Source organism: Zavarzinella formosa DSM 19928, assembly GCF_000255705.1.
Lineage (GTDB): Bacteria > Planctomycetota > Planctomycetia > Gemmatales > Gemmataceae > Zavarzinella > Zavarzinella formosa.
The window spans coordinates 139,731-166,198 of the sequence record NZ_JH636443.1 but is presented as its reverse complement, the minus strand read 5'-3'; the positions used below and the strand labels follow the sequence as shown (position 1 = coordinate 166,198).

Sequence of the window (26,468 nt, the reverse complement as noted above, 5' to 3'; positions counted from 1 at the left end):
TTCCGGTCGGGGGTGGATTGATGGCCGCGAAGTTTCCCGATTTCCTCGTGACCAAACTGGATTGGGTCGCCAATCTCGGCCGGGCGAACAGCCTGTGGCCGATGCCCTTTGCCACGGCCTGCTGCGGCATCGAACTGATGGCCACCGCGTCCAGCCGGTACGACATCGCCCGGTTCGGGGCCGAGGCCATGCGGTTTTCGCCCCGGCAATGCGACCTGATGATCGTCGCCGGCCGGGTGGTGATGAAGATGGTTCCCGTGATGCAGCGCATCTGGCAGCAAATGCCAGAACCCAAGTGGTGCATTTCGATGGGAGCCTGTGCCTCCTCCGGCGGCGTGTTCGACACATATGCCGTTGTGCAAGGGATTGACCGATTCATTCCCGTTGATGTGTACGTCCCCGGCTGTCCTCCCCGGCCCGAACAACTCTTGCGGGCGGTGATCGACCTTCAAGAAAAAGTGCGGCGAACCGGGACCATCGACGCCCGCGAATTCGCCGACCGCAAGACCTACGAAGGCCCGGCCAATCTGGCCCGGCAGATCGCCCCGGAGGACACCATGATGGTCCCCGGCGACTTTACCACGGCCACCCGGTTGCGAGACTAACGGCATGACCGCCTGGCAAACCAAGCTGACCGAAACCTTCGGCGACGCCTGCAAATTCGAGACGTTCCGCGACAACATCCGCTGTGATGTCCGCACGGAACGCTTTCTCGAAGTCATGAAGAACCTGCGGGCGCAGGGCTTCGATTTGCTGCTCGACGTGACCGGCATCGACTACCTGCATTACCCGAAGGCCGCCGACCGTTACGGTGTGGTCTACTCGTTGGTGAACACGGAATCCGGGGAGCGGGCTTACATCAAAGTCCGGCTCAACGACCCGGACCCGGCGGTTCCCTCCGTCTATTCCATCTGGAAGGGCTGCGACTGGATGGAGCGGGAAACCTACGACATGTTCGGAATCGTCTTCGAGGGCCACCCGGACCTGCGGCGAATCCTGATGCCGGAAGAGTTTACGTCGTTCCCCCTGCGAAAAGACTACCCGTTGCGGGGGCGAGGCGAACGCCACAACTTCCCGACCGTGCTGCGTTCCGACGGTTGATGATATTTTCCGGATGACCGATCCGCCGGTGACCCATTGGACGATAAACGATGCCGCTAGCACCCGCCGCCCAATACCCGATTGACGCCGACGAGACGCCGGACCACGAGTATCTCTACACCCTGAACTTCGGCCCGCAACACCCGGCCACGCACACGACGCTTCGCCTGATCCTCACGCTGGACGGCGAAACCATCGTGAAGGCCGTGCCGGACATCGGCTACCTGCACAGCGGCTTCGAGAAACTGGGCGAAGACCTCGACTACAACCAGTATGTGACCATCGTCGACCGGATGAATTACATCTCGCCGATCTGCAACGAGATCGCGTGGCATCATTCGGTTGAAAAGCTGATGGGGCTGGAACTCACCCCCCGCTGCAAATATATCCGCACAATCATCGCGGAATTGGCCCGAATCAGTGACCACCTTCTCTGCGTCGGGGCCGCCGCCCTCGACCTCGGCGGCATCACGGCCTTCCTGTACGCCTTCAACATGCGAGAGAAGATTTACAACATCTTCGAGCGCATGGCCGGCCAGCGTTTCCACCCCAGCTACACCCGCGTCGGCGGGTTGATGTTCGACGTGGACGATGGCTGGGTGAGCCTGATTCGCACGTTCATCAAGGACGAATTCCCCAAGGCCCACACGGATGTCGCCCGGCTGCTGAACCGGAACAAAATCTTCATCGACCGCACCAAGGGCGTTGGCGTGCTGACGAAGGAAGAGGCCATCAACCGCAGCGCCAGCGGCCCCGTGGCCCGCGCCTCCGGCGTCGTGCGGGATGTCCGCAAGGAAGAACCGTATCTGGCTTACAAAGACCTTGATTTTCAAGTGATTTGCGGCACCGGCGGCGACTGCGCCTCCCGTTATCTCGTCCGCATGGGGGAGATGAACGAGAGCGCCAAAATCATCAGCCAGGCGGTGGAAAACATCCCCTCCGGCCCGATCAACATCGACGTGGAAGACAAGCTGACGGTTCCGGACAAGTCCTCCACTTACCGCAGCATCGAAGGGCTGATCCAGCACTTTGAACTGTTCATGTGGAACCGCCGCTGGAAGCCGCCGGTCAACGAATGCTACGGCGCGACCGAAGCTCCCAACGGCGAACTCGGCTTCTACCTCGTCTCCGACGGCGACGGCAAAGCCTACCGGGCCAAAACCCGCCCGCCGTCGTTCATTCATTTTTCACTGTTCCCGCACCTGATCGAAGGCCATGCAATCGGCGACGTTCCGGCGGTGCTGGGAAGTTTGAACATCATCGCGGCGGAATTGGATCGTTGAGGCAGGCGCCAAACAGTGACAAGCGCCAATAATCTTCGAGAGCCCCACTGCGTGAGCGGTGGGGGTGTTTTCAGAGTGTGACGGCCACCCCCACCGCTCACGCAGTGGGGCTCTTGGGGTTTTTACACTAACAGGGGACGTGATCCGGATTTTGCGAGATTCGTGCATCATTCGCTTGGTTCATTGATGGAAGCCGACTATTTCATCACTCTGGCGAAGGATTTGGCGTATCTCCCCGACGAGCGGGCGGAGGAATTTCACAACCAAATGAGCGAGGCACGCCGGATGTTGATTCGATTGCTGCAAACCTTGAAGTCTTAGTCTTTTGTTTTCGGTTTAGCTCACGGCTCATGGCTCACGGCTCATGGCCATCCCGCAGGGACCAATTACCAACGATTTGAAACATGGCCTTCCTTAGCGACGAAATCAGAGCCCGGATTCAAGCCTATATTCCGCGTTATCCCAACAAGCAGGCGGTGACGCTGCCGGCGTTACACATCGTTCACGATGAACTGCGGTGCGTGCCGAACGAGGCGATCCGCGAAATTGCGGATCTACTGGATTTGGCTCCGTCCGAAGTTCGCGACACGATGACCTTTTACCAGTTCTTCCGGGAATCGGATAACAAACTCGGGAAAACCCGGTTGTGGGTATGCCGTACACTGGCGTGCAATCTTCGCGGCGCGGACGACTTGCTGGAGCATTGCTCCCACAAGCTCGGCGTGCCCGTCGGCGGAACCACGACGGACGGGAAGATCACGCTGGAATTCGCCGAGTGTATCGGGGCCTGCGAGGGCGCCCCGGCCGTGCTGGTCAATGATGAGCATGTGATGAACGTCACCAATGATAAAATGGACGAGTTGATCGAAAAACTCCGCTCGGCCTGAGCGGGCCAACCCAGGCATTCCTTCAACGGGATTCGATCAACCTTTCGGTAAGAACTCATGGCATACGAACCTATTTTGCTCGCCCGCGTCAACAAGCCCGACAGCACCCGGCTGGAAGGTTATCGGATTGACGGCGGCTATGCCTCCTTCGAGCGGGCGCTGGCCGAGCTGAAACCCGAGGAAGTCACCACCCGCGTGAAGGACTCCGGTCTTCGCGGTCGCGGCGGCGCGGGCTTCCCCACCGGGTTGAAGTGGACATTTCTGCCGAAGGATCATCCCGGCCCGATTTATCTGTGCATCAACGCGGATGAATCCGAACCCTGCACTTACAACAACCGCATCTTGATGGAGAAAGACCCCCATCAAGTGCTGGAAGGGATCATGCTCGCATGTTACGCGATCAAGTCCCGCTGCGCGTATTTTTACATCCGCTACGAATACGGCACTGCTTACCGCACCTTGCAGTCGGCCATCGACGAACTGTATCAAGCCGGCTTGCTCGGCAAGAACATCCTCGGGTCCGGGTTTGATCTGGATATCTTCCTGCATCGCGGCGCCGGGGCCTACATCTGCGGCGAGGAAACCGGCCTGATCGAAAGCCTGGAAGGCAAACGGGCATGGCCCCGGATCAAGCCGCCGTTCCCGGCCATCGAAGGGGCCTTCCGCAAGCCGACCATCGTGAACAACGTGGAAACGATGGCTTGCGTCACCCAAATCATGCGTCGCGGGAACGACTGGTTCAAATCGATGGGCGTCCCGCCCGATCCCAAGAACCCGCGTGACGCCGGGAGCTATGGGCCGAAACTGTACACCATCGCCGGGCATGTCAACACGCCGAAATGCGTGGAACTGCCGATGGGCGTGACCATCCGCGAACTGGTCGAAAAGCACGGCGGCGGCGTCTGGAAGGGTTTAAAGGCCAAGGCCGTCAACCCCGGCGGGATTAGCATGGGGTTCGTCGATTGCAACCTGAAACTCAAGGACAGCGACCAAACGGAATACGACATCCCGCTGGATTTCAACGGCCCCGGCCGCGTCGGCTGTCTCGGGTTGGGCACGGCGGCCGTCACGGTGATCGACGAGCAAACCAGCATGGTGGACGTGCTGCACAACGTCTGCCAGTTCTTCGCCCATGAAAGCTGCGGGCAATGCACCCCCTGCCGCGAAGGCACCGGTTGGATGTTGAAGATGACCGACCGCCTCCGACGCGGACAGGGTCGCAAGGAAGACCTCGACATCCTCGTGGACGTGTCCGACCGGATCGGCATCATCCCCGGTACCACCATCTGCGGCTTGTCCGACGGGGCCGGCTGGCCAGTGAAGACCGCCATCCGCAAGTTCCGCAAGGAATTCGAGGATGCCATCCAGTCGGGCCGAAAGAGCGTCGTGAAGTCCTTGAAATTGCTGGGAGCCCACTGATCGTCTCCAAAAGGAGGCCAAGCCGATGGTTGTGAAGACAGACCCGGTTGAGATTGCGTCCCTGACGTTCCGTGATCTGCCGGACACGGACGGTGAGATCGTGAACAACCCTTATCAGGCTCCGCAATTGAACATCCTCTCGGCATCCATGCGGACATGGCTGGCCGAGCATCATCCGAGCGGGGATGCCTTCATCGGCCCGGACACCGGCATTTACTGGCTGCCGACCAATCCCCCGATGGCCGGTTGCCGGGCGCCGGACTGGTTTTATGTCCCCGGCGTGCCCGCCATGGAAGAAGGGGAGATCGTTCGCTCATATGTGATGTGGCAGCACGATTATGCCCCGCCGTACTTTCTGGTGGAGTTGGTGTCGGGGCCGGGAGGCGGCGAACACGACGACACGCCGAACTCAGGCAAGTTTTGGATCTACGAGCAACGGGTGCGGGCCGAATACTACGTGATTTTCGACACGTTCAGCGAAGGCGAATTGGAAGTTTTTCATCTGGAGAACGGTCGATATCGCCGGATGGAACCCAACGCCGCCGGACGGTATTTGATTCCGGCCTTCGGCTACGAAGTCGGCGTGGTGTACGAGACCCACGAACTCTTTTATGAAGGCTATTACATCCGGTTCTTCACCCCGGATGGCAAGATCGTGCCATTGCCGGAAGAAATCGCCGCGCAGGCCAATGAGAAGGCGGCTGAGGAACGAAAAGCCCAATTGGCGGCCACCCGCCGGATGAAATCCGAGCAAAAGGCCCGTCAGGCCGCCGACGAACGGGCTGAGTCCGAGAAGCAGAGAGCCGAAGCCGCCACCAATCAGCTTCAGGAACTCCTGAAGAAACTGCGGGAACAGGGAATCGACCCGGAAGCGTTGTGATCGGAAAACAGCCGCCCAACAGGGAGCGCCGGACCATGAAGTGGATCACGTTGAGTGTCTGCGTCTTCGCCGGATTGAGCGCCGGTTGCAAGAAGGCGATGGACAAAATCGAATCGGCGGCGACAACACCCTCCAGTTCGTCCCCGGCGCCATCATCATCGGGACCATATTCCGGCGGTGGCAATCCGACCGTACTCGGGGCCACGCAAGCCGTGCGGGGAGCGGCCGACCGAACGGTCACGCTCAACGAATTGAACAATCTCAAGTTGTTCATGTACAACGCCTATTCGGCGAACGGGCAGGTGCCGGATTCTAGGACAACCTTCGATCTCCTCAAAGAAGACCAGAAACTCTACAATCTGGTCAAGGATGGCTTGGTGGTGCTGGTTTCCAATCCCACGCCGGAAGGTGTTTGGGCTTATGTGAAGGAAGCGCCGACCACGGGGGGATTTGTCGTCACCCAACAAGGTGTCGAACGGATGACCCCCCAACAATTCCAAGCTCTCCCCAAGTAACTGACAGGCACCCTGCGTTCGTATCTGGTTTCACCGTCCTTCGGAAGAACTCATGGCCACGGTTTACGTGAACGACAAGCCGGTGGATATCGGCAACGAACGGCTCAATTGCGTGCAAGCGGCGGAAAAGGGGGGAATCCATATCCCCCATTACTGCTATCACCCGGATCTGACGGTGGTGGCTTCCTGCCGGATGTGCCTCGTCGAAATGGGCGATTTGAAAGACGGCAAAGTCGCCATCACGCCCAAGGTCTTCCCCGGTTGCCAGACTCCGGTGAAGGATGGCACGGTGATTGTCACCGGGGATTACGCCAAGCGGGACACCTCCCTGCCGGTCCTTGGCTATCCCGATAACTACAAGCCGGGTGACCGGGCGAAGAAAGCCCAAGCCGACACGCTTGAGGGGCTTTTGATCAATCACCCGCTGGATTGTCCGGTGTGCGACAAGGCCGGCGAGTGCAAGCTTCAGGATTACAGTTTTCAGTACGGCCGTTCGCAATCGCGGATGATCGACGAGAAGAACACCCCGCCGAACAAGCCGGAAATCAGCTCGAAAATCACGCTGTTCACCGACCGCTGCATCATGTGTACCCGGTGCGTTCGCTTCACCCGCGAAGTCTCCGGGCAGGCCGAATTGTCGGTGGTCAGTCGGGGGCATCACTCGGAAATCGACGTGTTTCCCGGCGAACCGCTGGAAAACAAGCTGGCCGGCAACGTCGTCGATCTCTGCCCGGTCGGCGCGCTCGGCTCGAAGGACTTTCTTTACAAACAACGGGTTTGGTATCTCAAGACCGAAGACAGCGTGTGCGCCGGGTGTTCGACCGGTTGTTCCATCAGCGCGGACAGCAACAAGGATGTGATCTTCCGGTTGCGACCCCGGCCGAATCCGCAGGCGCAAGGCTACTTCATGTGCGACGAGGGGCGGCATGGTTACCACTATGTCAACGCCGCCGAGCGCCTGAACCGGCCCCACGTCCGCAAGGATGGCAAACTGGCGCCGATTGCCTACACCGACGCCGTGAAGGCCGTTTCGGATGAATTCAAAGACGCCATCAAGAAGAACGCCGCCAGCGTGTGGTTGGTTCTTTCTCCGTTCCTGACGGTGGAAGAAGCCTTCCTCGCGGCCAAATGGCTCAAGGAATCCTCCAAGCAAGTGAAACTGGCCCTCGGGCCGGTTCCGTTTGTCGGCGAGGATGACACCTACCCGAAAGACCGTCGCGGCAAGGCCCTCCAGCCGGTGCGATTCACCATCCGGGCCGAGAAGTGCCCGAACCGTCGCGGAGTCGAAGAAGTCTTGCGAACCCTTCAGGGAGACGTGATTACTTTTCCGAAAGTCATTGAGGCGATCAAGAAGGGGGACGCCAAGGCGGTTTTCCTCGCCGGGGGCTATCCGGTGAAGGGTTCGTTCGATGTCTTCTCCGAAGTGAAGGCCGAAAACCTGTTGCTCGCCGTCTCCGATTTCTTCACCAGCCCGGCGACCGAACTGGCCAAATATGTGTTTCCGGCCGCCGCTTTCAGCGAAAAGGAGGGGACGTATCTTAACCATGCGAACCTCGCCCAGACGCTGCACAAGGTGTCGCATGCCCCGCAGGAAACCCGGCAGGAGGGGCAATTGTTCCAAGACTTGGCCCATCGCCGGGGGTTGTTCAACCTCGCGGCCGTTCGTAAAGAACTGGCGAAGGAAGTCCCGTTTTTCGGGAAGCTAGCCGATCAAGTGCCGGAATTGGGTGTCAAGCTGGTGTGAGCCGCTTGCACATGACCTCACCGACCCATAAACCTTGTGGGATATGACGGACTTCAACATCGTTTACACGCTGGCATTGATCGTGGTGGCCTTCGGGGCCGTCATGACCACCGTTGGCTACCTGACGCTCGCGGAACGCAAAATTTCCGCCTACGTGCAGGACCGCATCGGCCCCGACCGCGCCGGGCCATTCGGTCTGTTGCAGCCGCTGGCAGACGGCATCAAGATGTTCTTCAAGGAAGACTCCACGCCAAAGCACGTGGACAAAATCTTCTTCTTTCTGGCCCCCGGCATCGGTGTCGCCACCGCCCTGTTGGCGTTTAGCATCGTCCCGTTCGGCCCGTCCAGCCCGCCGCCCGGCCCGGTGTCGGTGGATGCCGGACGGCCATTGGAACTGGCGATCACGACCCACGAAGCCGAAATGAAGGCGTACCAAGAACACACGACCTTCGCCATCGCCCCCGGCCTCGACATCGGCATCCTGTTCAGTTTCGCCATCGGCTCGCTGGTGGTGTATGGCATCATCCTCGGCGGCTGGTCCGCGAACAACAAATACGCCCTGCTCGGGTCGCTGCGGTCCAGCGCCCAGATCATCAGCTACGAGATTCCGCTGGGCATGTCGATTCTCGGGCTGATCCTGTTCACCGGGTCGCTCAACTTGGAAGTGATTCTCGATTACCAGATCAAGCACGGCTGGTTCATCCTGTATCAGCCGCTGGCCTTCCTGTTGTTTTTGGTTTCCGTGTACGCGGAATGCAACCGGCTGCCATTCGACTTGCCGGAAGCGGAACAAGAACTCGTCGGCGGCTTCCACACCGAATTCGGCTCCATGAAACTCGGCTTGTTGTTGATGGTGGATTACATCCACATGATCACCACGAGTTTCTTCATGGCCATCCTGTTCTTCGGCGGCTGGCACCTGCCCTTCGGCCTCACGAACTTCGACGGAATCACCGGATTGGTCATCAAGGTCGCCGTGCTGGGCTTCAAGACGTTTATCTTCCTGATGCTCTACATGCTGGTGCGGTGGACGATCCCCCGCTTCAAGTTCGACCAACTGATGGGCCTCGCCTGGCAGGTGATGATTCCGCTAGCCATTATCAATCTGGTCACGGTGATGGTGATCCGTGAATTCAAGCTGACGCCGTGGATTCTGACGGCGACTTCGCTGGTGACCTTCTTCGCGGCTGCGACGATCAGCACCCGCGACAATCCGGCCGCCAACAAGAAGCGGGTGGTCGTCCGGAAGCCGGAACCTGTGACGACGTGATTGTTGGTTTTGCAAACACGCCTTGGTCATGAGAGAGAAAAGGAGGCGGATGATGATATGCGACGACATACGTGAAATCGCTTGCATCACCTCCCGTAGCTCAGCGGCCAGAGCATAAGCCTTATAAGCTTGTGGTCGCGGGTTCGATTCCCGCCGGGAGGATCACCGGCGGCGAGCGTTGGCAGCCTGAAACTTTGGAACGGTTAGCTTGGCGAGAACGGGGTATTGTTGATGTCCGCATCATCCGCGAGCGTGCGATTCATCGAGGAGCCGAAGATCGGCTTCCTGGAGCGAATGTACATCCCCGCCATCATGGAGGGGCTGTCCATCACGGTCGGCCACATCTTCAAGCCGCAGGTGAAGACCGAACAATATCCGGAGCAGGAACCGGAGCTTCCCCCGAACTATCGCGGCGTTCACCGGTTGAACCGGGACACGAATGACCGGGTGAAGTGCGTTGCCTGTTACATGTGCGCGACCGCCTGCCCGGCCCACTGCATCGATATCGTGGCCGCCCCGGCCCCGGCCGAATGGAAGGACCGCGAGAAGTATCCGGAAACCTTCGTGATCGACGAACTCCGGTGCATTTACTGCGGCATGTGCGAGGAGGCGTGCCCGGTGGACGCCATCGAACTCACCACGCTGTACGATCTCACGGGCCTGAGCCGTGAGCAGATGATCTTCGACAAGGAAAAGCTGTTGAGCGTGTTTGACCAGACGACGAAGCCCGACCCTCATCGGGGCAACAAGATCACCGACCCCGTGCGCACGCGATCCGGTCTGCTTGGACCGGCCGCCGAACTCCCGACCGTGAAATGAGACCCTCCGAGGCTCCCTTGATTCTTCTGGCTGACACCACCGACAACGCCCTCAACTGGACCGTGCTGACGCCCGTGGTCGCCGGGGCGTTAGCCATCTGGTATTTGCTGCCATCCCCGCAGAAGCGCCCCCTCTTCGGGGGCGCCATCGCCGGGGTGGTTGCTCTCGCCGGGCTGGCTGGCTTCCTGTTGCAAGGGTTGGGGCAAACCGTTCCCGCCACCGTGGAGGCCATCCTGTTCTTCGGCTTCGCCGGAACGGCCGTCCTGTTCGCGGCCCTGATGATCACCAACCCGAACCCCGGCCGCTCGGCCTTGTGTTTCGCAATGGTGGTTCTCAGCACATGTGGCTTGTTCCTGTTGCTGGCCGCTCCGTTCCTCATGGCGGCGACCATCATCATCTACGCCGGGGCGATCATCGTCACGTTCCTGTTCGTGATCATGCTCTCCCACCAAAACGGGCCATCAAACGCCGATTTGCGATCCCGCGAGCCCGTGCTGGCGGTCGGGACGGGTTTCGTGTTGCTGGCCACTTTACTGGTTGGCCTGCAACGGGTGTATGACAATCGAAGCGTCGAATCGGTGATCAGCGAGTCAATCCAACTGGCTGCCTCTGAGAAGGTTGATTCCGAATATCTGACCGTTCGCAAAGATGGCGACATGGGCAAGCCGGTGGAATTGACGCCGCGAGCCAAATCATTTGTCAGCCGATCAAAGGCCGCCTTGGCGAGAATGAAACTCGCCGCCCCGGAACCGGGAGACAAAGCCTTGGGTTGGGATATCCGCGTGCGGGCGGCCGAGAACGCCATTGCCGACTTGGAACGAACGCCGTTCAAAGACTCGGACATGGATGCCATCCGCGACGACACCATGACCATTGCCGCCTCGCTGACTTACCTGAAAAGGATTCGAGAAGGAGGCATTCCCCATGAGGGAGTGACTCTCTCGCCTTATGGCCAGGTGCGGCAAATCACGAAGCCCGGCGACAACCCCGAATCCTTCGCGGAACAACCGCCCGAGGCTCGGTCAACCCCCGTGCTGCTTGAGCCAGATCCAGATTTGAAAATGAAGAAGATGCCTTCCGCGAACATCGCCGCCCTTGGCCGGGTGTTGTTCACCGATCACTTGCTGGCGGTCGAACTGGCCGGAACCCTCCTGTTGGTCGCCACCGTCGGGGCCATCGTCATCGCCGGCGGACGGCGGGAGCATCCCCGATGATTACCATCTCGCATTACCTCGCGGTCGGGGCCGTGCTGTTCACCCTCGGCCTGATCGGCTTCCTGACCCGCCGGAACCTCATTGTGATGTTCCTCAGCGCGGAAATGATGCTGCAAGGCGTGGCCATCAATTTCGTGGCTTTCTCCCGGCATCATGGCAACATGCACGGACAGGTTTTCACTCTGTTCATTATCGCGGTGGCCGCGTGCGAGGCGGGGATTGCCCTCGCCTTGTTTCTGAGTCTGTACCGCAAGAAGCGGACCTTGGACGTGAGCGTGTGGCAGGATCTCCGCGAGGCGGGGATCGACGAAACGACGGACGCCCAGCCGTTGACGACCACCCCCGAGGACGCCGACCCCATTCTGACGAAAGCCGGCATCGCCCCGAAGCGGCCGTTGGAGGAAACCAATGTTTGAACCCTCCAATCTGTTGCTGGCGGTTCCCGCGTTGCCGTTGCTTGGCGCGTTGCTGTGCGTCGCCTTCGGTTCCGTGAAGGAACTGCGGAAGTGGGCGCATGTCCCGGCCGTGTTGTGTGCCGCGTTGTCCTGTGCCGCCGCCCTGACGGTGGTGAGCAACATCGGCGAAGCGGACGTGCATTTTCCGCAGGACCGCACCGGCGAACCGATCTCGTGGTTCTCCGTCGCCACAGCGACCACGAAACTCTCGGCCGATTTCGGCCTTGAGGCCGATCAACTGTCCGGCATCATGCTGATCGGCATCACGTTCATCGGCACCTGGATCGTTGTGTTCTCCATCGGATACATGCACGGTTCGCCGGGTTATCCCCGTTTCTTCGCGGCCGTGAGTTTGTTTCTGGCCTCCATGACCCTGCTGGTGCTGGCGGATAACTTCCTGCTAATGTTCGCCGGTTGGGAAGGGGTCGGCCTATGCAGCTACCTGCTCGTCGGCTACTGGCACGACAAGCCCTCGGCCGCCGCCGCCGCCCGGAAGGCGTTCCTCGTCACCCGGCTTGGGGACGTGGGATTGTTGCTCGGATCGTTCCTGCTCTGGCAGATGGCCGGCCGGAACTCCTTCAACTACCAGTTCATCTTTGAAAAAGCCGCGGAGATGGTGAACGCCCATCCGTACCTGTTCCCGGCCGCCTGTCTGCTGGTGTTCAGCGGGGCGGTCGGCAAGTCGGCTCAGTTCCCGCTCTACGTCTGGTTGCCGGACGCGATGGAAGGCCCCACCCCGGTGTCGGCCCTCATCCACGCGGCCACGATGGTGACCGCCGGGGTGTATCTGTTGGCCCGGTGTGCCGCCCTGTTCACGCTCTGCCCGGCGGTGCAAGCCACGGTGGCCGTCATCGGAGCGTTCACGGCCATTCTGGCGGCGTACATCGCCCTGACCCAGAACGATCTCAAGCGGGTGTTGGCCTATTCGACCGTGAGCCAGCTTGGGTTCATGTTCCTGGCCCTCGGTTGTGCCGGCCCGGTGGTTCCGTCGTTTGCCGTTACCGCCGCCGTGTTTCACCTGTTCACCCATGCGTTTTTCAAAGCCGTTCTGTTCCTGTCGGCCGGTAGCGTGATGCACGCCATGCACGATGAGATCGACATGCGGCTCTTCTCCGGCCTCCGGAAGAAGCTGCCGGTGACGCACCTCGCCTTTCTGTGCGGGGCGGCCGCCTTGGCCGGGCTTCCCTTGCTCTCCGGCTTCTGGAGCAAGGACATGATCTTGGAATCGGCCCTCGAAGCCGGAGAGAGCAAACGCTTCGGCACGCTGTATTACCTACTGTTTGGCGTGGCGATCACCACTGCCGCGATGACCGCTTTCTATACCTTCCGGGCCTACTTCCGTACCTTCTGGGGACCGCTGAAGATGCCCGAAGGGGCTCACCCGCATGAAACATGGGTGATGAACATTCCGCTGCTGGTTTTGGCCATTGGCGCGCTGGCCGTCGGTATTGTGGCCGAACCGTTCACGCATTGGTTCAGCCATTTCCTCGGCCACGCGAAGACGCTGGTGCAAGCCGACGCCGGGCGGGTGGCCGAGCATCATTTGAACTGGCCGTTGATGATCGGCAGCGGAGCGGTGGCCTTGCTGGGAATTGGCGTGGCGTGGGCGATGTACGCAGGCAATAGCCAGTCGGCCGACAATCTCGCCAAGAATCTGAAGACGCCGTATTACGCTTCGCTGAACAAGCTTTATGTGGACGAGATTTACAACGTCCTGATCGTGCAACCGTTCCTGATGATCGCGGGCTTTTGCAAATTGTGCGAGGCCATCGTGTATGACCTCGTTCGGTTGGTGGCGATGGTCCCCCGCTTCCTGGCGGATTTGATTCGTCCGCTGCAAAACGGACTGGTACAGTTTTACGCCCTCTCGATGGCGATGGGCCTGGCGGCAATTGTCGGTTACCTCGTGCTGGTGGCCAAGTAAAACGGATCCCGTGAATTACCGATGCTGACTTCCGACCTGATCCGAACCCTGTTGCCCGGCCTTCTGCTCCTGCCGATCGCCGCCGGCGTCGCGCTGCGATTTCTGGACGGCCAGAAAGCCCGCATGGCCGCGTTGAGCTTCGCCATCGCGCAACTGCTGCTCACGATTGTCATCGTGGCCGGGGGCATGTTCGAGGTGCAGGATACCGCCGGTTTGGAAGCTCTCACGAACATCCGTGAGAAGCGGAGCGGCCCGGTGTTCGCCCCCCGATGCGTCCCCGGCGATCCGATGACCAACGGCAAGCAAACCTTCACCACCAAATTTGACGTGATGCCGTTCTCCAGCGGCCATCCCAAGATCAAAGCGGCCCAGTTCTTCATCGGCATTGATGGCCTCAACATCTGGCTCATCGGTCTCGCCGGTGTGATGCTGCTCCCGGTAGTGTTGCTCTCGTGGGACACCGTCACGGATCGTCTCGGGGCTTACTACTCATGGCTGTTCCTCTTGCAAGCAGGCGTGACGGGAGCCTTCCTGAGCTTCGACTTGCTGTTCTTCTACGTCTGCTTTGAACTCACGCTGGTTCCCCTGCTGTTCCTCATCGGCGGCTGGGGACCGGGGCCGAACCGGCGGGATGCCGCCCGCAAATTGTTCCTGTACACGCTGGCCGGCGGTCTCATGACCCTCGTCGGCCTCGCGGGCACCGTGCTTTACGTTTACGACCGCACCGGCGAACTGACGTTCTCGATCCCGAAACTGGCCGAACTGATCGACGTGAACATGAAGCGGGCCGACGAAGCCGGCCAAGCCTCCTGGCAGAACGCCCAGATGTATCTGTTCTTGGCGATGGCTTTCGGGTTCATGGTCAAGATTCCGCTGGTACCGTTCCATTCGTGGTTGCCCGGAGCCTATTCGGAAGCCCCTCCCGGCGTGACGGTGATGCTCTCGGCGTTGCTGGCCAAGATGGGAACCTTCGGCCTCTTGCGAATCTGCCTGCCATTGGCCCCGGATGCGACCTTGTCCGTCGGCATGCCGCTCTTGGGTTTCCTCGGGGCCTTCGGCATCGTCTACGGGGCGATGTGCGCCTACATGCAGACTGACTTCCGGCGGTTGGTGGCTTACAGCTCCATCTCGCACTTGGGCTTCTGTGCGCTGGCCATCGTGTCGTTCAACTCGTTTGGGATTTCCGGCAGCGTATTGCACATGGTGAATCACGGCCTCTCGACCGGGGCCATGTTCGTGCTGGTGGGGATGCTCACCCGGCGTTATGCCTCGTCGCAGATTGCGGATTTCAGCGGCATCTGGCTCAAACTGCCGATGCTGACCTTCTTCATGATCTTCATCGCCCTCGCCACCGTCGGCCTGCCGGGGTTGAACAACTTCGTCAGCGAAGTGTTGATGATGGGCGGCCTGATCGACATGCGAAACACCAAGGTGACCGGCATCGTCTTCGCCGCTGTCGCCGGGTTCGGGATCTTCCTCAGCGCTTGGTACACCCTGACCATGATCCGCACGGCTTTCTTTGGACCGTTGAAAGAGCCGCAAGCCGCCGTGGGTGAAGTGAAGGATTTGACCGGCCGGGAACGCTTTGCCATTGGGCCGCTGGCCCTGTTGTGCCTGCTCTTGGGGGTGATGGCCCAGCCGGTGCTGGACGTGATGAAACGCGATTCGGACCGTCTTGCCCAAGTGGCCGACGATGCCCGTTTGCGAGTGAAGTGAATTGTTTGGACGGGGAAGACGGCCAAAAGTTAGAAAGGATGAAGGATGAAGGATGAAGGATGAAAACAAGACAAACAACCCATCAAAAGGCTTGTTGTCGATTTTCATCCTTCATCCTTCATCCTTCATCCTTGCATTCAGGGGTGTGAGTTGAATAGCCTCGAACACACGTTGCAACAAGCCTTTCAACTGGCGGTGCCGGAAGTGGCCCTGGTCGGGGTGGCCTGCGTGCTGTTCCTGCTGGGGACGGCTCGCGGCGTCAACCGGCACCTGGCCGGGTTCATCGCCTTGGGCGGTCTCGCCATCGCCGCCATCTCGCACTTCACCGCCTTGCCGCGGGTTCCGGGCATCGAAACCGTGACGCCGTTGCTTGGCGACAAGTTTGCCATGTTCGTGCGCATGGCGGCCTTCGCCACCGGAGCGGCGCTCGTGTTGTTTGCTTGGAATGAGTGTGATGACCGCCGTAGCTCCGATTACATGGCTTGCCTCTTGATCGCCACCGCCGGTTCCTCGCTGGTCGGGACAGCCAACGATCTCATCTTCCTGTTCCTCGCCCTCGAACTGGTCAGCATCCCGACCTATGTGATGCTGTATCTGCCGGGCTTGCAAAGCAAGAAGGGACAGGAAGCGGTCGTCAAATACTTCATGCTCAGCGTGATGTCCTCGGCCATGCTGTTGTTCGGCTTCAGCTACATCTACGGGCTGACGGGGACGACCAACCTCGCCGCCATCCAGGAAATTCTCCCCCGTCTCGTCGCCGGTTCCGAATCAACGACGGCCATCATTGCCATCGTCTTCGTCACCGCCGGTCTTGGCTTCCGTATCACGGCCTTCCCGTTTCACTTCTACGCCCCGGACGTTTACGAAGGGGGGCCGACCGGCACGGTGGCGTTCCTCGCCTTCGTCCCCAAGGTGTCCGGCTTTGCGGCCCTGTTGAAACTGTTCGCCTTCCTTGGCTCGGCCCATGCCGTCGCCAACGAATTCGTGAAACAAGCGATGATGCTTTTCTGGATTCTCTCGGCCATCACCATGACCGCCGGGAATGTGATGGGGCTGCTGCAAAACAACCTGAAGCGGATGCTGGCTTATTCCGGGGTGGCCAACGCCGGTTACATGCTGATCGGTCTCGCCGTGATGCCCACTCAAGCCTATCGCGGTATCGACGAAGCGGTGGTCGCCACCGGCCCCGAGGCGATCATGTTTTATCTGCTGGCATACGGGGCCATGACCATCGGCACGCTGACCGTCATCAGCCATCTGCACAGCCCCAACCGGCCGGTCGAAACCGTTGACGATGTTGCCGGTCTGCGGGAAACCCATCCCTACTCGGCCGCCCTGCTGGGCATCTTTCTGTTGAGCATGATCGGCCTGCCGTTGACGGCCGGTTTCGCCGGGAAGTTCCTGCTGTTCATGAGCGCACTGGCCGCTCCCGCCGCCGCCCCCATGCGGGACTTGTTTGTGGCCCTCGCCGTGATCGGCGCGGTAAACGCCGCCATCGGCGCCTACTACTACCTGCGGGTCATCAACGCCATGTTCCTGCGAACCTCCCTTAGTGCCCCGACGCCCCGACGCACGGCTGGCCCGCTCTGGGTGACGGCCATCATCTGCGCCGTCTTCACCGTGGCTTTTGGCGTCTATCCCCTGCCGATGATTAACCTTTCACGAGCCGCCGTCGGCGGGCTGTGAACAACGGGTTAACCCCGGCCGGAGGGTGGTCACCATCGGCCGGAAGATGATCCGCTGGCGGCGCCTCCGGTGTCATGCACCGCGAGGAATTCTTCCCAAGAGATGGCGTTGTCGCCGTCTTTGTCTAGTTCCGCGATGATGCCGTTGGCCCACAACCAGCGGGTGAGGCCGGTTCCGATCCCGGCGTCCATCAACAGCCGCTTCAATTCTTCTTTGTCCAGAACCCCGTTCCGATCAGTGTCGTAATCGTTGAACGCCGCCTTGTAGTTTCCGTTAAACCATGTGTTCACAAACACGGTCATTTTGTCGTCAATCATCCGACGTTGTTCTTTGGTGGCCATGATTTGCCCTCAAAAATTGTGCGGGAATCGTCTCCTGTGATTTGCGAGAGGTTAGAAGCCTCTCAAGTGAAAAAGGTGCAATTTGAGGGCCAATAGAAAAGAATTGGTAACGCTGCAGGCCATCCTTGGCCAAACTTGTGGGTATGACGCTTCCTTCAGGGAGGAAATTGCCCGCATGGCCTTGCGTGGCGGGGGCCCACATCGGGTCAAGCGGAGGAGCAATGAGGTGTCCTCAAGCGCTGACGGTCGATGACTCGATTTCGATGGCGGTTTCCACTTCTTCAATGTCTGGCAGGGTGTCGCCGTCCCGTTGAATCACCAGAGAGCCGTCCACAAAAACCAAGAAGATTCCTTCATCTCCGTCCTCGACTTCTGCCTCGATATCCAAATCTCTTTTCAATGCCTCGACGACCACATTGGTGAAATTGAGAACCGAAGGGCAGATAGAGCAACGTTTGATGAGAGCTTTCATGGGATTCTCAAAGTAGTTAGGTAAACCTTGATATGTTGGCATCTTCCGTGCCAAAGCCGGCACAAAGTGATTTGCGGACATGTTCAAACCCGGCTGATGCACAAAAATACACGCCTGAGTTATTACAATTCGCCCACACAATATCGTTTGCCGTTTTACAGGTTGGCAGGCCGGGTATAATGAACCCGACAAATCGAAATGCCCATTCCAATTCACTTCCCGGCAATTGGAGCAGGAACATGTCTGTGGATTTCCTGAAAAGCCCTCTTCCGACAGTGATGGTGATTGATGATTATCCCGATGCCGCCGAATCAATGGCCCTGTTGCTGCGAACGCACGGATACGATGCGAGCGTGGCCCTGACCAGCCACGAGGCGCTGGAAACCAACCCGGTTCCGGATGCCGTCATTCTGGAATTGCGTTTGCGCGATTCGGACGGGTGCGAACTGGTGCGGTCTCTGCGGGAAAAAGCCGGGGAAACCGATCCGACGTTTATCGCCGTCACCACTTGCGGACGGCCGGAGGATTTCGACCGGTCGGCGAGAGCCGGGATCAGCGCCCACCTTGTCAAACCCGCGAATGTGGATGATGTCCTGAGCGCTCTTTCGCACGTTAGTTTCGAGCACACATGGCGATATTGATGAGAGTTTCCGGATTGGTCGGCTTGACCAGGTGAATCACAAATCCCGCCTTGGACAATCGGCGGACATCTTCCTCGCGGCTCATCGCCGTCACGGCCACCAGAGTCATAGAGTGTTTTGGATCGAGTTCCCGCAGGCGCACAGCCAGTTCATCGCCATTCATCCCCGGCATGTTCAAATCAATGAAGCAAAGATCCGGCGGGTTGTCCCTGGCGATCTTCAATGCCTCAAAGCCATCGTAACAGGCTTCCGCGTCAAACCCCGACAGGCTGAGGATCAGGGCGTTTGAATCGGACACGTCGTGGTTGTCATCCACACAAAGAATGTGGGGAAAAGCGGGCGGCTCGGCGATCATGACTGTCCCCTCAGAGTTGATGAGCAAGCGAATCGTCGGCGATCACCGCTCAGGCAATTTAACGGCATGTTTCGTGCCGATTGCGCCAAAATAACCGGGAATAGAAATTGAGCAACTGCTGCCTGTGGCCAAGATTGCTTGTTCGATTTGGGATTCAAACTCCCTCGGCGGGGCAGAATCGTCCGAACTTGAAGCGGCAGAGAGAGGGCCAACCTTCCCGAATTACCGATCACCGACCATATGTCTGAAAGTCGCCGCTCACGACAGAGGCACACACTGATGAAAAATCGCGCATCAATCGCGGAAAACGAATTTCGTCTCGCCAAAAATTCAAAAAGATGCATTTCAAAAACACCGTATTTTACCGGCGTTTTGTGTGAATTTGAGGCAAAGATCCCGGCAAACGCGCATCATGGCACGTGGCGTGCTTTTAACTTGTTCGCTGAGTTGAATTCGTCAACTGAAGGATGGGAGAGGTCTTCCGGTTGATGGTTCGACTCGGTCAGCATAAAGACCATCCGGAGACCAGCCGAGGGAGAGACGGCCGGTAATCGGGTGGTCTTTTTTTCGTTTTCAACGGCATATCCAAGCGAATAATCAGAGTTGATTGTGATCGCCGATGAGGCAGTCCGTCTTCAACAACAAAAGTTAACAACAAACCCCGGCTGTGTGCCCAGGCTGACATCGTTGGGAATGGTCGCCGCTTGGGCGGCATTGGTTTCGCTTTTTCATCTCACCACGTCACCCCGTCATACAAATTCGTGACGTGGTCTTCGACTCGGAAATCCGGGGGCGAGTCCAACGCGGCGAGCACGGCCATTCCCCCCATTTCCGGCGATTCGCTGGATGATTCCCGGACATCGTGGGATGACGACATCTCCGGCAGGAGGAGGCCGGGTGAACTCATCGCATTGGTGTGATGCTCGCCCGAGGCCAGATTGAATCCGGCAGAGGATGGAATGATCCCCGTCGAGAGATCGTTGAACAGAGCAAGAGTCGGCACCGGGGAGGTTGAAGCGTGCGCCAGTGTCGAATTCGATTCGCTTGTCACCAACCCGACAGTGGAAATCGAGAGCGTGGGCAGCAGCGACGGGAAGATCAGGTCGGGGATGATGGTCGGGTCTCGCCGGTCGAGGCCGGGGTTGGTGTCAATCGGGCTGAATCCGGCGGGGCCCTGGCCGCGACCGCTGAGGACGCCGAGGAAGCGATTGTCGGCTTGCGGCACGATGGGCAGGACATTCGCGGCCAGTTGGGCGGCCGACAACCCGGCCGACGAGGCGGTCGGGTCGGGAAGGTTTCCCGGCGTCGGGTTCGGAAGGGCCGAAACCAGAGTCCCGCCGGGGGGAACCTCGTTTCCAACCGGTGTGCGGGCAACGGAACTCCCGGTTGACGCGCTCGCGGCCGCCGTCGGAATCGTCTGATCGAAGACCGGGGCTGACAGTCCGGCCAGCAATCCCCCGGTCGGGCTGGGGCCGACTTGAGTGCTGGCGGGAGTCGATCCCGTGGTGGCGACAAGAGTGGGCAGGCTGGCCGACGGCCCGTTCGGATCGGCGGCCACCGTGGCGGCCTGCACCGGCCCGACCCCGGCGACGGCCGGGGCGACCACTGCCGGGGTGTCCGAAACCTCGACGCCGATGCCGGGCGCGGAGCCGTCCGGCGTCAGGGGGACAATCAGCGCCGGATTGGTCCGGTCGTCAAACTCACTGATTTGAAGGCTGGCGTGATGCAGATGAGTGTTCATGCGGTGTTCTCTTCAGGGGCTTGAATAAGGCGAGCAATCGCCATGCCCCGGCGTGAAGAGAACACCGATACCGAAGAGATTTGTCGGGTTTTTAACCCGGCTGGTCAAAAGCGATGTTACTTTTGGGCAACCATCCTGTTGTGGAATTCCAGCAAAAAGCCGACCACTTTGGCCTGCGTGGCGAGATTGGGATTTTTCTGCTCCAAATATCGCATCATTTCGTCTTTGGTCATTTGAACGGCCAGTTTGCCGCGGGTCAGTTCGCCGTCGAGATGCAGGGTGATGATGTTTTTCACGCCGCTAATCACCCAAGGTTTCTCGTTGGGCATCACTTGGACCAGCGCATTTTCGATCACTGCGTCCCGCGCCATTCGCGCGAACATTCCCACGAGGACGGCCTCGAAGCCGGGTGTTTGGTCGTTTTCCTTGGCGAACTGGTCGAGGATGTGAGCCGCCAGCAATTTGGCGAGGAACGCGACAGCCGCTTTGTTTTCGTCCCATTCAGGGGCCGGGGCGTAATTGCCGGAGGGCCGGCCATACCCGCCCGCCGGATAGGGCGATTGATATGGAGGCGTGTACACCGGCGGGGGCGAATACGGGGGGATGCCTCCCGGCGACACCGAGCCGACCCCGCCGCCAAGAGGATAGTTCCCTTGGGCGACGGCGGGAGCCGGGACCGGGCGAACCGTCCGCACCACGGCGCCGCCGGAGGGTTCCGGATTGGAGGCTTGGAGAACCAAGATTCGCGGATCGACTTTGTCCCCGATGGCGTAGAGCTTTTGCCCCGGTTTCAAATCGGTCAATTCTGCCGTCCGGCCTTCCAGACGAATCTTGACTTCCTTTGGAATCCTGATGGTGATCCGGCCCTTGCCAGACGCAACCATCACCAGTTCGCCCTTGGCCAGATTGATTGATTCAATGGACCCGGTGGTGATGGTGGCCTCGGCACGGGCCATGCCAGTCCAAGAAGCCAAAACGAGCAGACCGGCGAAAACACGGGCAATATTGGGCATGATGCCTCGCCTATTTTGGGGAGGTAAATGGTTGGCAGAACCATTGAAACACAAACAAAAATATAATTGTCCGCGTCTGGATGGTCAAGCGATTTACTCTCCCCAAAACAGCCGATCTCCGTCCTGACAGGCAACATCAGCCCTATGTTCTCTCCCGGCCATCACTTCACTTTTTTCAACACAAACAAGTGTTGTTTCTCCCCGCCCTTGAACTCTGTCGGCACAAGGCCGCCCGGCAGGTTGTAGGCGATGGTAACCATGTCCCCGTCGACTTTGATGAGGCCGTCCGCCTTGTCCCCCACTTTGGGGTTTGTGCTGACCATTGAGATTTGGAAGGGCTTTTTGGTGGCGTCGATCTTGAAGAGGCAGGCGAAGAATTCCTTTTTGTCCTTGTCGGTCCCGTAAATCTTGTCCCCGTTGATCGTGACGACGGCCCCCGCCCAATGGTCGGCGGGAAGTCTTTTCCCATCCTTTTCGCCGCTGACAATTTGATAGACACCGTCGATTTTCAGGGCGGGTTGATTCTTAACATCGTTGGCCCGGCCGGAAACCGCGACGAAGCAAAACAGTCCCGCAAGCATGACCTGTCGCATGATGAACTCCTTTTGGAGATAGTGTGTTTAATCGACCGGGATGATGACATGCAAAAGCAATACCGTCCCGGCATTGGCGGGAATCTTCATGCGATTCGTCTTTCTCGGGGAAACCCCTTCGACATCAGGCGATTGCTCTTGTCCAAATCTCGAGCAAGAAAAATACGGCTGGAGACCCGTCGGCGTCATGGTAGAATCGCCGGGATTGCCCGCCCTCTCTCTCCGGAGTTTCCGATGCGCCGGTCTGTTATTCCCGTGATGTGTTGTGTTCTGTTTCTGGCCGGTTCGGCACGGGCCGAGGAGGCCAGTCTGGGCGGCCTTGTCACTTTTCAGGGCCAGCCGGTGATGGCGAAGGTCACGCTCCATCTTCCCAACGGGCAATTCGTCGGTTGCCTCGGCGACAAAGAGGGGAAGTTTGCCATCGATCATCTCCAGCCCGGCGTGTACAAGGTCACGATTGAGGGAAAGCAACTGCCGCCGAAATATGCCTTTGCGGATCAGACCAGCCTGACCGTCGAGGTGAAGCCCGGCAAGGGAACCGTTGCCTTTGAATTGAAGTGATCTCGGGGCTTCCCTTGTTGATTCGGAGGACGATCATTCTTCAAGGAGGTTGCGGCGATGAACAAGATTCGCGGGGAGTTTGAGGTCAAACTGGCGCCGCTTCCGACGCATGACACCGCCAAGGGTAGTCTGTTGGGGCGGCGGTCGATTGAGAAGCAGTTCCACGGGGAATTGCAGGCCATCAGCGTGGGGGAGATGTTGGCGGCCGGAACGACGGTCAAGGGATCGGCCGGGTATGTCGCCATCGAACGGGTGACGGGCGCCCTCGGCGGCCGGACCGGGTCGTTTGTGCTTCAGCACAGCGGGATCATGAACCGGGGGGAGCCGCATTTGGTCATCACGGTTGTCCCGGATTCGGGAACCGGGGAGTTGACGGGCCTGACGGGGAAAATGGCCATCGAAATCACCCAAGGCAGGCACTTTTACGAATTTGAATACGACCTGCCGACGGGCTGATTTTTTCAATTTTTTGCGACGAGATTTGGCCCGTCCAAACACTCAACCGACATGGGGATTTTCGCTCCGGCGGGGTAATATCCGTGAACCAATTCACCACGGATTTGCTCCATTGGAAGCACCCATGAACCATCTCATCACAGGCCTTGTTGCCGCTTCCTTGTTCTCGCCGTCAACGCACATCGCCGACCACCGGGTCGGCGGGGGGGACGACTTCCCGGCCGAGGTTCAAATCGGGGACACGATCCGCTTCGACCGCCCGGCGATGGGAGGGCGATACGCCGTCGAAGTGACCGTCAACGGCAAGCCGGCCACCGGGCGTCTCATCATGGAGCGCATGGCCGGCAAGGCCCTCATCGGCGGCGGCCGGTTGCGTTACGAAGTGCATGCCGAGGAAGCCGGGCTGCTGACGATCCAAATCACCATCACCCCGGCCGGCGAATGCGGCGAGACGAAGACGCACACGATCAAGGTGAAAGGCTGACGCTGCCCGGCCGTTTGGTTTTTGCGCGGCGTGTAGGCTTGCCCGGTCGTTTAGACCGGAGCGCCAACACGGCCGGCAAAAATCCTTCCCGGCATTCCTTTCTCTCCGCCGTCTCGGTCACACTTTCATGAAGTAGAAGGACCCGTCAATCGGGGCGGCCACGGGAATCCCGGTTCCATTCGTGAATGTGAGATCCTTGTTGAGCAAGAGTTGGTTGGTCAGCCCTTGAGCCACTCGGACGCTGCCGCCGGTGGTGTGGAACCGGATTCCGAAATTCGCCGCCGATTGGGGAGTCGTGTTGACACCGGTCAGGCGCACGGTGCCGATGGTGTCGGCCGCGATCTGGCTTCTCTGGAAGGACTGGTTCAGGCCATTGCTGGTGTCGCCGATGGTGATGGCCGTGGTCTTGAACGAACCCAGCTTGTAATGAAAATTCCCGCCTCCGAAACCGGGGATGGGGGTTTGGAATGTCCCGCCCGTCGGGGTGAAATTCAGATACAGATTGCTGTCGATAAAGCGGGCCGCTGAGAAGGACGACAGGCTTCCCTGCTTCAAATTGAAAGTGCTGTTTCTCACGTTTCCGAGAATGCTGACTGTTTTGATCCCGAAGCCATTTGCGTTGGCCGGGCTGTTCGGGAGATTGTTGCCGTTCAGGGTGAAGGTGGCATCATCGACATTGGCGTCGATGTCGGCCGCCACATTCCCCTTGACCGCCAGGCTGCCGAGGAAGAGGGCGTTGAAATCAAAAGAGCCGAATTCGCCAATGGCCCCGGTCGTGATGGAGGTCACTCCCTTGGTGATGTTCCAGCCAAGCGCGAAGTCGTCCAGGGAGCCGGCAATATTGACGGCCCCCACCGAGGCTGCCGTGACATCCGCAAAGAAGTCGCCTTTCGAGTTGATGGAGGCGACGCTCGTGCCGGCCGTGATGAATCCCCCGTTCACGTTACCCGCATTGATCGCGCCGATCGAACTACCGGCGGACAAAAGCGCCTGAAAAAATCCCTTGACGGTGACGTTTCCAATCGATCCGGCGGACATAATTGATCCGAACAAATTCTGGGCGGTGATCGTCCCGAATTTGGGGGCAATCTCGTTTCCGCCGAAAACTCCCGTCGTGGTGACCGAGGAAAGCGTGCTGCCACTCGTCACGTTGCCGCCAATATTGCGGCCTTTCAAGACGGCGCTGTTCGCGACGGTCCCCCCGATGGTGATCGGCCCAAGCGTGTCGCGAACGCTGATGGTCTTGGCCGGGCCGGTGATGTTGATTTCATCAAAGAAATCTGTGTTCGCGGCGTTGATGGCGTTTAATCCCGCCGCGCTGGTGACGATCAACCGGCCCGCCGCGAGGATCGCATCGGAGCCGTTGGCCTTGGTGGTCACCGTGAACGAACTGGCCGCCGTCGTGCCCTTGAGCACGAATGACGGCCCGCCAGACTCGACCACGCGATACAGCGTGCCCGGACCGGTCAGTTTGGCGGTGTAGAACGTTCCGTCGGCATCCGCGCCGGTCGCCGTTCCCTTTGGCTCCGCGGCTGCGGGGGAAATGGTGATGGAGGAATTCGTGCCGGTCCCGTAGCCGGAGACCTGGACCGTGTCGTCGCCCAAAATCAGCGAGGCGCCCACGGCGGCGTTGGCAAAGGCGCCGGTCAGCGTGCCCGAGTAGTTCACGATGCTGATCGGCCCCGCCGCGAGCAGGCCGGTTCCGTGGCCCCCCAAGTGAGAGCCGGTTTCGAGCGTCAGGTTGCCCGTGATGTCCAACTTGTCGCCTGTGCCCGAAATATCCGGGTCGTAGGCCCCGAAAACATCGACATTGCCGACAATCTGCAACGTCCCGACCGTTCCGACGCTCCCCGGAGTCAGGCTGCCGGAAAGATTCACCGTCACATTTCCGGTGACCGTGCCCGTCCCGTTTCCGAAGTTTGCCCCCAAGTCGGCGAAACCGGGGTTTGTGCTGCCAATCACAATGTTGGTGGCCGTGATGTCATTGACCCCGAAATTGACATCCCCGTTCGGATAGGACAATGTCCCCGTGCCGCCGCCGGTCACCAAGTCAATGGAGCGGTGAGTGATCGTTCCGGAATCCAGGGACAAATTCCCGACGCCGGTTGTCACCCCGTTGATGGTGATCGAAGCGCCGGCCCCGGAGCTGAAACCCATGAGAGGCTGAATCGCCGTGGAATCGGCCGATGTGTGAAAGTCCCCGTTGATCGCGACCGTGGAAAACGCTCCGTAGGCAAGCACAGAGGTCCCGGTTGAGACGATGTCGGCCGCGTTGAACGTGGCGCTCCCGTTCAGGTTGATGTTTTGATAAGTGACCGTTCCGCCTCCGGCGTCCACGGTGAGGTTTTGTCCGGCGTCAATCGAGGCGCCGCTCAGATCGACATCGCCGTCCGCCCTGGTCGAACTGTCTGTTTTGAATTCACAGGAAAGCAGGTCCATGTCCAGGCTCACCCCGCTGGAAAAGGTGATGTTGGCCACCTGATCCGAGTTGGAAACATCAAGGGTGAGAGTTCGGCCAATCGGGAGATTACCGGTGAGATCGTCGGCGAGCGAGGTATGTTTCCAATCGATGTTGCCCGCTTCCGCGACAGTGTTGTCGCTGCCGGTGCTGATGATGACATCCCCGGTCTGAAGGGCCGCGGCAATGTCCGCGACGGTCAACACGGCCGTCCCCCCACCCATTCCCGCGGCCGTGAATGTCGTCACATGGGTTTGCGGATCGGTCACGGGCGTGACATCCGTGGTCATCGCCGCGTCGCCATCAATCACCAAGTTGACGGCCGGGGTGATCCGGTTTTCCAGATCAAGCATTTGCAAACGAACAGACCGGGAGCGAGAGCGACTCATGAAGACAACTCGATTCTTAATGAAGAGGGTGCGGTCATCACTTGGGGAGTG

The 26,468-nt window shown here is 59.5% G+C and carries 26 protein-coding genes, 1 tRNA gene and 1 pseudogene; 21 read left to right on the top strand and 7 right to left on the bottom strand.

Going from position 1 to position 26,468, the window contains the following annotated elements; translation table 11 throughout:
- The first annotated feature begins 20 nt into the window (after positions 1-20).
- The 17 genes and pseudogenes from BGIM_RS0126010 (at position 21) to BGIM_RS52420 (ending at position 16,913) form a co-directional block, all read left to right on the top strand.
- Positions 21-605 carry an NADH-quinone oxidoreductase subunit B gene (locus tag BGIM_RS0126010; RefSeq protein WP_020472635.1) on the top strand — a complete coding sequence of 195 codons (585 nt, stop codon included), beginning with the start codon at positions 21-23 and terminating at the stop codon, positions 603-605.
- Between the two features lie 4 nt (positions 606-609).
- Entirely contained in the window at positions 610-1,101 is a 492-nt protein-coding gene (locus tag BGIM_RS0126005; protein ID WP_020472634.1) for an NADH-quinone oxidoreductase subunit C, read from the top strand.
- 50 nt (positions 1,102-1,151) lie between these two features.
- Positions 1,152-2,384, top strand: coding sequence for an NADH-quinone oxidoreductase subunit D (locus BGIM_RS0126000; RefSeq protein WP_020472633.1), 1,233 nt, complete (start codon positions 1,152-1,154; stop codon positions 2,382-2,384).
- A 141-nt stretch (positions 2,385-2,525) separates the two neighbouring features.
- Positions 2,526-2,705 (top strand): annotated as a pseudogene (locus BGIM_RS60525) (four helix bundle protein); the annotation flags it as partial.
- Between the two features lie 83 nt (positions 2,706-2,788).
- On the top strand, positions 2,789-3,271 hold the full coding sequence (locus BGIM_RS0125990; protein ID WP_020472631.1) for an NADH-quinone oxidoreductase subunit NuoE family protein: 483 nt from the start codon (positions 2,789-2,791) through the stop codon (positions 3,269-3,271).
- Between the two features lie 57 nt (positions 3,272-3,328).
- Positions 3,329-4,690: an NADH-quinone oxidoreductase subunit NuoF gene (gene nuoF / locus BGIM_RS0125985; protein ID WP_020472630.1), complete on the top strand. Its 1,362-nt coding sequence runs from the start codon at positions 3,329-3,331 to the stop codon at positions 4,688-4,690.
- A 25-nt stretch (positions 4,691-4,715) separates the two neighbouring features.
- Positions 4,716-5,570, top strand: coding sequence for a Uma2 family endonuclease (locus BGIM_RS52435; protein ID WP_020472629.1), 855 nt, complete (start codon positions 4,716-4,718; stop codon positions 5,568-5,570).
- A 35-nt stretch (positions 5,571-5,605) separates the two neighbouring features.
- Positions 5,606-6,085: a hypothetical protein gene (locus BGIM_RS0125975; protein ID WP_157369432.1), complete on the top strand. Its 480-nt coding sequence runs from the start codon at positions 5,606-5,608 to the stop codon at positions 6,083-6,085.
- A 52-nt stretch (positions 6,086-6,137) separates the two neighbouring features.
- The gene (locus BGIM_RS0125970) at positions 6,138-7,829 is read left to right on the top strand and encodes a molybdopterin-dependent oxidoreductase (RefSeq protein WP_020472627.1); all 1,692 of its coding nucleotides are present in this window, start codon (positions 6,138-6,140) and stop codon (positions 7,827-7,829) included.
- Between the two features lie 43 nt (positions 7,830-7,872).
- Complete coding sequence (gene nuoH / locus BGIM_RS0125965) at positions 7,873-9,099, top strand: NADH-quinone oxidoreductase subunit NuoH (protein WP_020472626.1); 1,227 nt, start codon at positions 7,873-7,875, stop codon at positions 9,097-9,099.
- An 89-nt stretch (positions 9,100-9,188) separates the two neighbouring features.
- Positions 9,189-9,261 (top strand) — tRNA-Ile (locus BGIM_RS0125960).
- Positions 9,262-9,330: 69 nt separating this feature from the next.
- Positions 9,331-9,918: a NuoI/complex I 23 kDa subunit family protein gene (locus BGIM_RS0125955; RefSeq protein ID WP_020472625.1), complete on the top strand. Its 588-nt coding sequence runs from the start codon at positions 9,331-9,333 to the stop codon at positions 9,916-9,918.
- A 17-nt stretch (positions 9,919-9,935) separates the two neighbouring features.
- Positions 9,936-11,132 (top strand): NADH-quinone oxidoreductase subunit J, encoded by a 1,197-nt coding sequence (locus BGIM_RS58285; protein ID WP_020472624.1) that lies wholly within the window; start codon positions 9,936-9,938, stop codon positions 11,130-11,132.
- Complete coding sequence (nuoK, locus tag BGIM_RS0125945; protein ID WP_020472623.1) at positions 11,129-11,548, top strand: NADH-quinone oxidoreductase subunit NuoK; 420 nt, start codon at positions 11,129-11,131, stop codon at positions 11,546-11,548. Before BGIM_RS58285 ends, nuoK begins: the two co-directional genes overlap by 4 nt.
- Complete coding sequence (gene nuoL / locus BGIM_RS0125940) at positions 11,541-13,511, top strand: NADH-quinone oxidoreductase subunit L (protein ID WP_020472622.1); 1,971 nt, start codon at positions 11,541-11,543, stop codon at positions 13,509-13,511. The genes nuoK and nuoL overlap by 8 nt, the downstream gene beginning before the upstream one ends.
- Before the next feature lie 21 nt (positions 13,512-13,532).
- Positions 13,533-15,227 (top strand): complex I subunit 4 family protein, encoded by a 1,695-nt coding sequence (locus tag BGIM_RS52425; protein WP_020472621.1) that lies wholly within the window; start codon positions 13,533-13,535, stop codon positions 15,225-15,227.
- A gap of 150 nt (positions 15,228-15,377) precedes the next feature.
- Positions 15,378-16,913, top strand: a complete 1,536-nt coding sequence (locus BGIM_RS52420; RefSeq protein WP_020472619.1) for an NADH-quinone oxidoreductase subunit N — start codon at positions 15,378-15,380, stop codon at positions 16,911-16,913.
- Between the two features lie 29 nt (positions 16,914-16,942).
- Here the strand turns inward: BGIM_RS52420 and BGIM_RS0125925 are convergent, their stop codons facing one another.
- A complete protein-coding gene (locus tag BGIM_RS0125925) occupies positions 16,943-17,254 on the bottom strand; it encodes an EF-hand domain-containing protein (protein WP_020472618.1) in 312 nt (103 codons plus the stop codon).
- Positions 17,255-17,486: 232 nt separating this feature from the next.
- On the bottom strand, positions 17,487-17,807 hold the full coding sequence (locus tag BGIM_RS0125920; protein WP_238537720.1) for a hypothetical protein: 321 nt from the start codon (positions 17,805-17,807) through the stop codon (positions 17,487-17,489).
- 158 nt (positions 17,808-17,965) lie between these two features.
- Here BGIM_RS0125920 and BGIM_RS0125915 point away from each other — a divergent pair, with 158 nt between their 5' ends.
- Complete coding sequence (locus BGIM_RS0125915; RefSeq protein ID WP_020472616.1) at positions 17,966-18,367, top strand: response regulator; 402 nt, start codon at positions 17,966-17,968, stop codon at positions 18,365-18,367.
- On the opposite strand, the gene BGIM_RS0125910 is transcribed toward BGIM_RS0125915, so the two are convergent.
- The 4 genes from BGIM_RS0125910 to BGIM_RS58280 all read right to left on the bottom strand — a co-directional run bounded on the left by BGIM_RS0125910 (position 18,339) and on the right by BGIM_RS58280 (position 22,069).
- On the bottom strand, positions 18,339-18,722 hold the full coding sequence (locus BGIM_RS0125910; RefSeq protein ID WP_020472615.1) for a response regulator: 384 nt from the start codon (positions 18,720-18,722) through the stop codon (positions 18,339-18,341). The two genes, BGIM_RS0125915 and BGIM_RS0125910, sit on opposite strands and share 29 nt — an antisense overlap.
- 733 nt (positions 18,723-19,455) lie before the next feature.
- Positions 19,456-20,463, bottom strand: coding sequence for a hypothetical protein (locus BGIM_RS0125905; RefSeq protein WP_020472614.1), 1,008 nt, complete (start codon positions 20,461-20,463; stop codon positions 19,456-19,458).
- A 116-nt stretch (positions 20,464-20,579) separates the two neighbouring features.
- Positions 20,580-21,476 carry a sulfur globule family protein gene (locus BGIM_RS0125900; protein WP_020472613.1) on the bottom strand — a complete coding sequence of 299 codons (897 nt, stop codon included), beginning with the start codon at positions 21,474-21,476 and terminating at the stop codon, positions 20,580-20,582.
- Positions 21,477-21,637: 161 nt separating this feature from the next.
- The gene (locus BGIM_RS58280) at positions 21,638-22,069 is read right to left on the bottom strand and encodes a TIGR03067 domain-containing protein (RefSeq protein ID WP_020472612.1); all 432 of its coding nucleotides are present in this window, start codon (positions 22,067-22,069) and stop codon (positions 21,638-21,640) included.
- A gap of 234 nt (positions 22,070-22,303) precedes the next feature.
- Between BGIM_RS58280 and BGIM_RS0125885 the strand changes: the two genes are divergently transcribed.
- From BGIM_RS0125885 to BGIM_RS0125875, 3 genes are all read left to right on the top strand, one after another.
- Positions 22,304-22,630 (top strand): carboxypeptidase-like regulatory domain-containing protein, encoded by a 327-nt coding sequence (locus tag BGIM_RS0125885; protein WP_020472610.1) that lies wholly within the window; start codon positions 22,304-22,306, stop codon positions 22,628-22,630.
- Positions 22,631-22,687: 57 nt separating this feature from the next.
- A complete protein-coding gene (locus BGIM_RS0125880; protein ID WP_020472609.1) occupies positions 22,688-23,086 on the top strand; it encodes a DUF3224 domain-containing protein in 399 nt (132 codons plus the stop codon).
- A gap of 124 nt (positions 23,087-23,210) precedes the next feature.
- Entirely contained in the window at positions 23,211-23,570 is a 360-nt protein-coding gene (locus BGIM_RS0125875) for a hypothetical protein (protein WP_020472608.1), read from the top strand.
- 117 nt (positions 23,571-23,687) lie between these two features.
- On the opposite strand, the gene BGIM_RS0125870 is transcribed toward BGIM_RS0125875, so the two are convergent.
- Positions 23,688-26,417, bottom strand: a complete 2,730-nt coding sequence (locus tag BGIM_RS0125870) for a beta strand repeat-containing protein (RefSeq protein ID WP_157369431.1) — start codon at positions 26,415-26,417, stop codon at positions 23,688-23,690.
- Positions 26,418-26,468: the final 51 nt, after the last annotated feature.